This is a genomic window from Acinetobacter portensis (genome assembly GCF_009372215.1).
In the GTDB taxonomy this organism is placed as follows: domain Bacteria; phylum Pseudomonadota; class Gammaproteobacteria; order Pseudomonadales; family Moraxellaceae; genus Acinetobacter; species Acinetobacter portensis.
On record NZ_LWRV01000103.1, the window covers coordinates 1 to 9659 of the forward strand.

Annotated in this window: 10 protein-coding genes; 6 read left to right on the forward strand and 4 right to left on the reverse strand. The window is 35.8% G+C overall.

The genetic code is table 11. From position 1 onward, the window contains the following. The 3 genes from A6M14_RS12595 to A6M14_RS12605 all read left to right on the forward strand — a co-directional run. Positions 1 to 207 (forward strand): transposase (locus A6M14_RS12595; RefSeq protein WP_171500290.1); only part of this gene is annotated, 207 nt, incomplete at its 5' end. Continuing rightward, positions 188 to 898 carry an FAD-dependent oxidoreductase gene (locus tag A6M14_RS12600; protein ID WP_241678074.1) on the forward strand — a complete coding sequence of 237 codons (711 nt, stop codon included), beginning with the start codon at positions 188 to 190 and terminating at the stop codon, positions 896 to 898. The genes A6M14_RS12595 and A6M14_RS12600, both read left to right, overlap by 20 nt. A 1-nt stretch (position 899) precedes the next feature. Then, the gene (locus A6M14_RS12605) at positions 900 to 1259 is read left to right on the forward strand and encodes a RidA family protein (protein ID WP_152875490.1); all 360 of its coding nucleotides are present in this window, start codon (positions 900 to 902) and stop codon (positions 1257 to 1259) included. A 62-nt stretch (positions 1260 to 1321) separates the two neighbouring features. Here A6M14_RS12605 and A6M14_RS12610 read toward each other — a convergent pair whose 3' ends face one another. The 4 genes from A6M14_RS12610 to A6M14_RS12625 all read right to left on the reverse strand — a co-directional run bounded on the left by A6M14_RS12610 (position 1322) and on the right by A6M14_RS12625 (position 6039). Continuing rightward, positions 1322 to 2233 carry a matrixin family metalloprotease gene (locus A6M14_RS12610; protein ID WP_152875492.1) on the reverse strand — a complete coding sequence of 304 codons (912 nt, stop codon included), beginning with the start codon at positions 2231 to 2233 and terminating at the stop codon, positions 1322 to 1324. A 118-nt stretch (positions 2234 to 2351) separates the two neighbouring features. Further along, positions 2352 to 4286, reverse strand: coding sequence for a molecular chaperone DnaK (gene dnaK, locus A6M14_RS12615; protein WP_152875494.1), 1935 nt, complete (start codon positions 4284 to 4286; stop codon positions 2352 to 2354). A 154-nt stretch (positions 4287 to 4440) separates the two neighbouring features. After that, positions 4441 to 4980, reverse strand: a complete 540-nt coding sequence (grpE, locus tag A6M14_RS12620) for a nucleotide exchange factor GrpE (RefSeq protein WP_152875495.1) — start codon at positions 4978 to 4980, stop codon at positions 4441 to 4443. 183 nt (positions 4981 to 5163) lie between these two features. Further along, positions 5164 to 6039 (reverse strand): LysR family transcriptional regulator, encoded by an 876-nt coding sequence (locus A6M14_RS12625; RefSeq protein ID WP_152875497.1) that lies wholly within the window; start codon positions 6037 to 6039, stop codon positions 5164 to 5166. Between the two features lie 108 nt (positions 6040 to 6147). Between A6M14_RS12625 and A6M14_RS12630 the strand changes: the two genes are divergently transcribed. The 3 genes from A6M14_RS12630 to A6M14_RS12640 all read left to right on the forward strand — a co-directional run bounded on the left by A6M14_RS12630 (position 6148) and on the right by A6M14_RS12640 (position 9467). Then, positions 6148 to 7008, forward strand: coding sequence for an MBL fold metallo-hydrolase (locus A6M14_RS12630; protein ID WP_152875499.1), 861 nt, complete (start codon positions 6148 to 6150; stop codon positions 7006 to 7008). Between the two features lie 635 nt (positions 7009 to 7643). Next, positions 7644 to 8711: an alpha/beta hydrolase fold domain-containing protein gene (locus tag A6M14_RS12635; RefSeq protein WP_188110913.1), complete on the forward strand. Its 1068-nt coding sequence runs from the start codon at positions 7644 to 7646 to the stop codon at positions 8709 to 8711. 192 nt (positions 8712 to 8903) lie between these two features. Then, the gene (locus A6M14_RS12640; RefSeq protein WP_152875501.1) at positions 8904 to 9467 is read left to right on the forward strand and encodes a peptidylprolyl isomerase; all 564 of its coding nucleotides are present in this window, start codon (positions 8904 to 8906) and stop codon (positions 9465 to 9467) included. The last annotated feature ends 192 nt before the right edge of the window (positions 9468 to 9659 follow it).

Below are 9659 nucleotides of genomic sequence, written 5' to 3' on the forward strand. Positions count from 1 at the left end.
GACAATGCGACCTTTCACAAAGGGAAAAGACTTCAGGAGTTGGTACGTTGTGCGGGCCATTACATTGTGTGGCTTCCTAGATATAGTCCAGATTTAAATCCAATAGAAAATATGTGGTCGCGAGTCAAGGCGATTCGAAATAAGTTTAGAGTTAAAGATATTGATAAATTATTTAAAGATTACTGTAATGATTTATTTAGTATTTAGCTATATTTACACACCAGATGATGAAACAGCAGATTGCTATAAATTCTGTTTAGCTTTGTATAAAGAGCTAGAAAAAAGCATAGATTTTTTATGTTTATATGAGCATGAAGTCATAGATTTTATTACTGAGAATAATAAAGTTAAGGCTATTGAAACCAATAAAGGTCGTATAGAAGCAGATGATTTTGTAGTTGCTGCAGGTAATGGCAGTACAGCAATTTTCAATATGGTGGGTATTTCTGTTCCTGTTTATCCGTTAAAAGGATACAGCTTAACTTTACCATTCCCAGAACAATCTAATATTGTTCCAAATATGAGCGTGACCGATTACGCGAACAAAATTGTATATGCAAAATTAGGCGATCAACTTCGTATTGCTGCAATGGTTGATATTGGCTATCAAGATGTATATATCCGACAAGAACGTATGGATGCCTTGAAAGATACTGTTCGTAAGACATTCCCAGATTTAGCAGGTGTAGATACTGCTCAAGAATGGAGTGGCTTGCGTCCATCGACACCAAAAGGTCCACCAATTTTAGGTCGTACAAAATACGCAAATTTATGGTCGAATATTGGTCAAGGTAGCTTAGGTTTCACACTTGCAGCGGGTAGTGCAATGGTTATTAGCCAACTCATTAGCCAAGCAACATCGCCAATTGCTTTAGATGGTTTATCTTTGGAGAAATAAAATGAGTAATGATATTCAACGTATTGGTGCAAATGCACGTTTAGCTGGTTGCGTCGTACATAACGGTTTGGTTTATGTATCAGGTCAAGTTCCAACCACTTTAGATGCAGATGCAAAACAACAAACTTTAGAAGTTTTAGCAAAAATTGATGCGTTATTAGAACAAGCGGGCAGTGATAAAAGCCGAATTTTGACGGCTCAAATTTGGATTAAAAACATTGCGGAAGATTTCACAGCATTTAATGAGTGTTGGGAAGCTTGGTTACCTGAAGGTGCTGCACCTGCTCGTGCTGCATTACAAGCAGATTTGGCTCGTCCTCAAGTATTAGTAGAAGTGATGCTCACTGCTGCTGTTAAATAATTTACGGTTCCTCTTTATAGCCAACATTCGTGTTGGCTTTTTTTTATCTTCAGTTTTAAAAATTATCGATTTCTAAGTAAAGCTAAATCGGCAGGTAATAGCCTAAAGTTGGTTTGGTCTTGATCTTTCATCATTGGGTGCATTAACGCTCGTGGATCATCATTATGTTTAAGACCTAAAGCATGACCCAATTCATGTGCAAGTGTTAAGCGTAAATCATCTTCAGATTGAAACTCAAATATATTGATATTGCGCCCGTCAAAATTACCTTTATCGAATAAATGTGGCTGAAACCTTAAATTAAAATGCTGGATAGATGTATTGATATTTTTATTGAGATTATTCAACTCTCCAACTTGCATATTTAATTGTGCAATTTTTTGATTATATTCATCAATTTCAAACTTTAAAGCATTCATCTTCTGTTCTAGAAATTGTCGCTGTTGGGCAAATATTTCTCTCTGAGATGCAGGCGCACCACCATTTTGATTGACCATGGCAACTTGCTCATTATAGTGCTGCAACTGCATGTCATATTCAACTTTCTTAGCGTTGAGTAGGGCATCGTTCCTATCAATTTCATTGCGTAAAGCATTTACTTCCTGATTTTTAGCATCCCAGTATGCTTGATCATTTTTAATGTTATTTTCATGTGCTAAACGGGCTGTGGTTTCTTGTTGGCGTTCATCATAGTGAAAATGAATGGTGAGTTTGGCTTTTGGATCATATACAAAAAATTCTTTTCCTGTGCCTGTTGTCCATATTGTGGCAGCTTCTTGGCTCAGTTGAATGGCTTTCTCATGGTTGATGCCGAATCGTGGATCTACTTCTGCAATACGATATCGTAAACGTGTATCTGTCGGATGTAGTATCCGATCAATAGGGGAGTTTAATCGTACTTGAGGTTGTTTATTATTTTGATAAATAAAAAAGAATAAAATGAGGCTGAAAAAGATGAGTATATAAACACGCATTTTTTAAAATCAAAGAGTTATTTGAATAATAATGTAGCTTAATTATATGAATTTGAGAATAAAAAAACCGCGCTTTCGCGCGGTCTTTTTGACTATTCTAGTCAGTTAAAGTGACAAATTATTTTTTGTCGTCTTTAACTTCTTTGAATTCAGCATCTACAACGCCATCGTCTGCTTTTTGAGTAGCATCGCCACCGAATGCATTAGGGTCGAAACCTTCCGCACCGCCTTGACCTTGAGTTGCTTCATAAGCACGTTGGCTAATTGGCATGATGATGTTTTGAAGTGCTTCAGTTTTCGCTTTGATGTCTTCTACGTCATTTTCTTTTGTAGAAGCTTCAAGTTCAGCTACAGCAGTTTCGATTGCAGTTTTTTCATCTGCAGTTACTTGCTCGCCTAAATCTTTCACTGCTTTTTGAGCAGAAGATACAAGCGCATCAGCTTCGTTACGTGCTTTTGCTAATTCTTCGAATTTACGATCTTCTTCAGCATTCGCTTCAGCATCTTTAATCATCGCTTCAATTTCAGCATCGCTCAAACCAGAGTTTGCTTTAATTTGGATTGATTGTTCTTTACCAGTGCTCTTGTCTTTCGCAGACACTTTCAAGATACCATCAGCGTTGATGTCGAAAGATACTTCAATTTGTGGCACACCACGTGGAGCAGGTGGAATATCGCCTAATTGGAAGTTACCCAATAATTTGTTTTGCTGAGCCATTTTACGTTCACCTTGGAACACAGAAATGTCTACAGCAGGTTGGTTGTCAGCAGCAGTTGAGAACACTTGAGATTTCTTCGCAGGAATCGTCGTGTTTTTCTCAATAATTGCAGTTAACACACCACCCATTGTTTCGATACCAAGTGTAAGCGGAGTAACGTCAAGAAGAAGTACGTCAGTTTTGTCACCTGAAAGTACAGCACCTTGAATCGCAGCACCCATTGCTACAGCTTCGTCAGGGTTCACGTCTTTACGTGGCTCTTTACCGAAGAATTCTTGAACTTGTTGTTGAACCATTGGCATACGTGATTGACCACCAACCAAAATTACGTCAGAGATGTCAGAAGTCGAAAGACCAGCATCTTTAAGCGCAATACGGCAAGGCTCAATTGTACGAGCAACTAAATCAGCAACTAAACCTTCAAGTTTTGCACGTGTAACGTTGATCACTAAGTGTTTAGGACCAGTTACATCTGCAGTGATGTATGGAAGGTTAATTTCAGTTGCATTTGAAGAAGAAAGTTCGATTTTCGCTTTTTCAGCAGCTTCTTTTAAACGTTGAAGAGCAAGAGGATCTTGTTTCAAGTTAACACTTTGCTCTTTCTTAAATTCTTCAACAAGGAATTCAATTAAAGCGTTGTCGAAGTCTTCACCGCCAAGGAATGTATCACCGTTTGTAGACAAAACTTCAATTTGTTGGTCGCCATCAAGGTCCGCGATTTCAATGATTGATACGTCGAAAGTACCACCACCCAAGTCGTAAACCGCGATTTTACGATCGCCTTCTTTTTTGTCCATACCAAACGCAAGTGCAGCAGCAGTTGGTTCGTTGATGATACGTTTAACTTCTAAACCTGCAATTTTACCTGCATCTTTAGTTGCTTGACGCTGAGCATCGTTGAAGTAAGCAGGAACAGTAATTACTGCTTCAGTTACTGTTTCGCCTAGGTAATCTTCAGCTGTTTTTTTCATCTTTTTCAAGATTTCAGCAGAGATTTGTTGTGGCGCTAATTTTTTATCGTTTACATCAACCCAAGCATCACCATTGTCTGCTTTGATGATTTTGTAAGGAACAAGACCGATATCTTTTTGAACCGCTTGGTCTTGGTACTTACGACCGATCAAACGTTTGATCGCGAATAATGTGTTTTTAGGGTTAGTCACTGCTTGACGTTTAGCAGATTGACCTACAAGAATTTCGCCATCTTTATACGCAATAATAGATGGAGTTGTACGCGCGCCTTCAGCATTTTCAATTACTTTAACTGTGTCGCCTTCAAGTACTGCTACGCAAGAGTTTGTAGTACCTAAGTCAATACCAATGATTTTAGCCATTTGGATGTTTCCTCTAAAATTCTTTTATTCCCAAATCTTTCCCTTTATCAAAGGGAAATTAAAAGGGATTCATTTGTTATCCGATATGAGAGCCGTTCAATTTTTTTCAAGTATTTTTTTCAAAAAAAATCAAAAACTCTCGAATTTGTAGGCTTTATGCGCCAACGAGTACCATCGCAGGGCGTAATAAACGCCCTTTTAATGTGTAGCCCTTTTGCAATACTGTGCCAATTTCATTTGCTTTCGCTTCAGGTGCAATACCTACGGCTTGATGTAAATCTGCATTGAAGCCATTTGCTGTATCGACAACAACAACACCAAATTTTTCTAAAGTGTTAAGAAGTGATTTAAGCGTCAGTTCTACACCTTCAGATAAACCAGATTTTTCATCGCCTGCAGCAGCAATAGCGCGCTCTAAGTTATCTACTGAATCTAATAATTCTTTAGCGAATTTCTCAAGCACAGTATCTTTATGCTTTTCAGATTCACGTTGAATACGTTCTACGCTTTTTTGAGCTTCATACACCGCGTTTGCAGTGCGTGCTTTTTCAAGCTTTAAGTTTTCAGCTAATGTTTTAATTTGCTCTTGTAAATCTTCAACTGAAACTTCAGCTTGCTCATTTTCAGCTTGAGTTAGCTGTTCTGCTTGCTCTTGTTGAAGATCTTGAGCTTCTTGATTTTGCTCAGTCGCCATTGATTTACTCCGTTTAAATGGGTTCTTAAACATGTACAGCCCTTTTAGGCATCAGTGCTAACTGTGTTAATGCTGAACTGCCATGCCTTTTGCTAAATGTCATGATTAATAAAGAAATCGGGGCGAGCTAGAAAAATTCAAGCGATATGAATAATTAAATTTATTTAATTTTTTATCTTGGGTTTATTTTTTTAAATAATCCATGACAAAAGCAATGAATTCCTGCGTTTTTTTAGGTAAATGACGTCGAGAAGAATAAACCACAGAAAGTGCTAATTGAGGGGGTTCATAATGATTTAAAACAGGAATTAATGTTTCATCTTTCAAATCTCTTTCAACCATTACTTTAGGAAGCATCGCAATCCCCATTTTATTCAAACACATTTCATGTAAAGCATGAGCATCGTTACTTTGAGCGACAATTCGAATGGGGTAGTTTTGTGGTTGTTGTTGATGAGTAGATAAACTCCACGTATTTTGCATGCTGTGATGGGTAATACATGCATGTTGTAGGAGTTGATCTGGGTGAACGATTTCACTTGATGTTGCCAAATAATCAGCATGTGCGCAAAGAACTGAATCTACTCGATCTAAAGGGCGAGAAATTAATCCATCAGCCACTTTTGTGGTAATGCGAAAAGCCAAATCAATTTGAGCTTCAACTAAATCTAGGGTTTCTTCGGTAATTAAGATATCAAATCGAATATGTGTGTATTTTTGCTGAAACTTTTGAATGGCTTTAGCCAATCCATTTTGCAGTATAAATAAGCCACATGTTAAACGAATTGTACCTGTGTATTGTTCTTCTACAGATAGTTCTTTGAGTAATTGCTGTTGTTGAAGAATATTTTGACAATAGAGTATGGCTTTTTCGCCTGCACTCGTTAAAGAAATATTACGTGTGTTACGGTGTAATAAACGTGTAGAAAAATGATTTTCTAAATGCTCTAAATATCTTGAAACCATTGCACGAGAATAACCAAGTTGGTCTGCTGCCTTAGTAAGGCTGCCATTTTTTTCAATGCAAACAAAAACTTGTATTGCTTTTAAAGTATCCATATTTTTATGATTGTTGCAATTTATGCAACAGTTTATCTTAAAAATGGGTATTTATTCATCTTGATTTGCAATTTAAAGTGTACTTATTAAATTTAGAGACAAACAAAAATGAAAGTTTTAAAAACAACAGCAATTGCTTTAACTACATTAGCACTTGGCATTCATACTGCGATGGCACAAGATTTAAAAATTAAAAACTATATTGCAGCACCCGAACATTTTGGTGTGACTTCAACACTAATTGAAGGCGATAAAGACGCAATTTTGGTGAATGCTCAATTCTCAAAATCTGAAGCCTTACGTATTGCTGCTGATATCTTAAATTCAGGTAAAAACCTAAAAACAATTTTCGTAAGTTATGGTGATCCAGATTTTTATTTTGCTTTAGATGTTTTTAAAACATATTTCCCGAATGCTCAAATTGTTGCTACACCTGAAACGGTAAAACATATTCAATCTACATATAAATTGAAAATGGATTATTGGGGACCACAAATGGGTGCTAATGCACCAAGCAATATTATTGTTCCAGAAGCTTATACATCTAAAACATTAAAGCTTGAAGATTCAAATATTGAAATTAAAGGCAAAAATGAACTGACTTATTTATGGATTCCACAAGTTAAAGCTGTAGTAGGCGGAATTCCTGTAACTTCAGGCTCTCATTTATGGATGGCAGATTCAGCAACAAAACAAGATCGTGATACTGTTGTATCTACTTTAAAAGATATTAAGAAGCTAAATCCTGAAATTGTTGTACCTGCGCATACATCTGTAAATGCACCACAAAATTTAGCAGCAGTAAACTTTTCATTAGACTATTTAGCTCAATATGAAAAAGCTGTTAAAGCGACAAAAAATTCAGCTGAATTAACTGAGCAAATGAAACAGAAATATCCTGAATTGGCAGGTGATTCTAATCTTGAGCTTGGTGCTAAAGTTGTAAAAGGCGAAATTAAATGGCCTTAAGCATAGCGCTTAAAACTTAAAATTAACTATCGCAATATGTGATAAGCACAATGAAATATATCGTTTTTACGAAATAGAATTTCATCGATATTATTTCTTTTATACGCAGCAATTGTATTTTGAGGAGAGAGCTAAATACAATTGTTGCAGTATACTCGATTACTCTTTTGGCTGAGCCTTCTCCAAGACTCAGCTTTTTTTTGTTAAAATCAACTTAGATATAAAAACTATTAGTATTGAATTAATTTTGTATTTCTCTTTATAGTTTGAATTGAATATTATTTGTTCAGATTCATAACGCTGTATGTTTCTTCTTTTTATTTACTTTTTAAGTTTTAAGGCTTATCCGTCCTATGGGTGGGCCTTTTTTTTATACCCTTGATCATTTTTAACCGCTTTCTTGTTGAGAAACAAAAAGAAGTGTTATTAAAGTTGATCTCTCCCAAAAATAAACCCGAAGATAGCCTATATCTTCGGGTTTATTTTATTCTAGTTTCTAATTGCATCGTTTTTATGGTTTTATTTCAATGAGTGTAAGACCTCATTTTTTTGCTATGACTATATATAAGATGTTTAAGCTGAAGTGTAGATGATATAAATAGAGAGAAAGTTGGGTTTTAAAAAAGGTAGGAACTGTGCGTATTCATTCGCTAATAAGAGAAAAAATAGAAAAAAGACAAGGAACAGCAGCACGATTGTTGGATCGGACTCCTCGTATTATTCAAAATACATTAGTGAACGTTTTATCTTATCCATATCACTATCCAGATCTTGATCCTTTTATAAAATGTATGATGGCGGCACAACTCAAACAGGGAAAAGCTGGCTTTATTGGTACAGATGTTGAAGCTTCAAGAAAAGCTTTCGAATCTCAGATGTGTTTAATTGGTATAAAACCGACATTTGTGAAGCGTGTAGAGAATATGCGTCTACCTTTAATCAGTGGAACAATTCAGGCTAGACATTATCATCCTGCACCACATAAAAAATTACCTATGATGGTGTTCTATCATGGTGGCGGTTTTGTTGTTGGTAGTATTGATACGCATGATGAAGCATGTCGTCTATTGGCAATTCATGCAAAGGTTCAAGTATTAAGTATCAATTATCCACTTGCACCAGAAACAAACCCAGCTCAAATTATTCAATGTTGTGAAGATGCTTTAGCTTGGGTCTATCAAAATAGACGTCATTTCAAAATATTAAAAAATAGAATTGCGGTTGCGGGAGATAGTGCCGGCGGAAACATAGCAACAGTTGTTGCACAGCGTACGAAAATGAAAGCATATGCACCAGAAGCACAACTTCTTATTTATCCAACTGTAGATTTAAAAAGTCGTCATCCATCTTTCTTTGCTTATAAAGACGGACTGATTTTGACTGAGTCTGATATTGAAAATGTTGTTGAGTTTTATGCAAAGCAACATGATGTTGATTTGGATGATCCTTTGGTTTCTCCAACAAATGGAGATTTAAAGAAATTAGCACCTGCCTATATATTAACAGCAGGGCATGATGTCTTGCATGATGAAGCGGAAATCTACGCGTATAAAATTAGACAACAAGGTGTAAAGATTTTATATACAAACTATTCTGATCAAACGCATGGCTTTATTAATTTAACTTTTATTTCCAAGCGCGCTAAAAAAATCACAATAGAAATTGCAAAGAATTTTAGAAGGTTTTGGGATAAACAACACTAACTAAAGAATTGAATAAAAAATGTTCCACGTGAAACGAGTCGAAAATACATATAGATGTAATAACTAACTATATGTGCGTTTGTGTAGTCATGCCGTTATATTTAGAAAAGTTAGGCAAAGAATAAAGATTTAATCGTCGTGAGCGAATAATATACGCTGTATGAAATGTCCGTCTAAATATAAAGGTACGAAATGTTAAAGCAAATAATTTTGGCAACAACGTTGAGTTTGGCTAGTTGGAGCGTCATTGCTGCGAACACAACTGTAGAAATGAAAACCTCTTTAGGTCTTGTTGAAATAGAACTGTTTAATGACAAAGCACCTATTTCAGTAGAAAACTTTAGTCGCTATATAAAAAGTGAATTTTATAATGGCACTATTTTCCACCGCGTCATTCCAGGGTTTATGATTCAGGGTGGCGGTATGAACAAAGATATGACAGAGAAAACAACACAAGCACCAATTACAAATGAATCGAGTAATGGGGTGTTGAATACGCGAGGTACTTTAGCTATGGCGCGTATGAATGATCCTGATTCTGCATCAAGTCAGTTCTTTATTAATTTGGATGACAATAACTTCTTAAATAAAAGTCAAAGAAATGCAGGTTATGCTGTGTTTGGTAAAGTCACTAAAGGAATGGATATTGTCGATAAGATTGCAAAAGTACCTACGGGAAATGTAGGTTCTCATCAAGATGTTCCTAAAAATGTAGTAGAAATTATCAATATGAAGATAAAAGCATCAACGAATTAAAAAATGAATATAAATATGTATTTTAATTAAAAATACATATTTATGTGGAATATTAATGGGTTGGGTGTGTTTTTGTGTGCTTTTGCATCAAAATAGTGCATAAAAATACAACACTCGTTAAAACAAGACGTTAAAAGCGCTTGCACGTGTAAGAAATTGCCCTATAATGAGCCCATACCGACGAGATAGACG

Coding starts and splice junctions, on each gene's coding strand:
- A6M14_RS12600 (WP_241678074.1), top strand. CDS start 188: ATGATTTATTTAGTATTTAGCTATATTTACACACCAGATGATGAAACA.
- A6M14_RS12605 (WP_152875490.1), top strand. CDS start 900: ATGAGTAATGATATTCAACGTATTGGTGCAAATGCACGTTTAGCTGGT.
- A6M14_RS12610 (WP_152875492.1), bottom strand. CDS start 2,233: ATGCGTGTTTATATACTCATCTTTTTCAGCCTCATTTTATTCTTTTTT.
- dnaK (WP_152875494.1), bottom strand. CDS start 4,286: ATGGCTAAAATCATTGGTATTGACTTAGGTACTACAAACTCTTGCGTA.
- grpE (WP_152875495.1), bottom strand. CDS start 4,980: ATGGCGACTGAGCAAAATCAAGAAGCTCAAGATCTTCAACAAGAGCAA.
- A6M14_RS12625 (WP_152875497.1), bottom strand. CDS start 6,039: ATGGATACTTTAAAAGCAATACAAGTTTTTGTTTGCATTGAAAAAAAT.
- A6M14_RS12630 (WP_152875499.1), top strand. CDS start 6,148: ATGAAAGTTTTAAAAACAACAGCAATTGCTTTAACTACATTAGCACTT.
- A6M14_RS12640 (WP_152875501.1), top strand. CDS start 8,904: ATGTTAAAGCAAATAATTTTGGCAACAACGTTGAGTTTGGCTAGTTGG.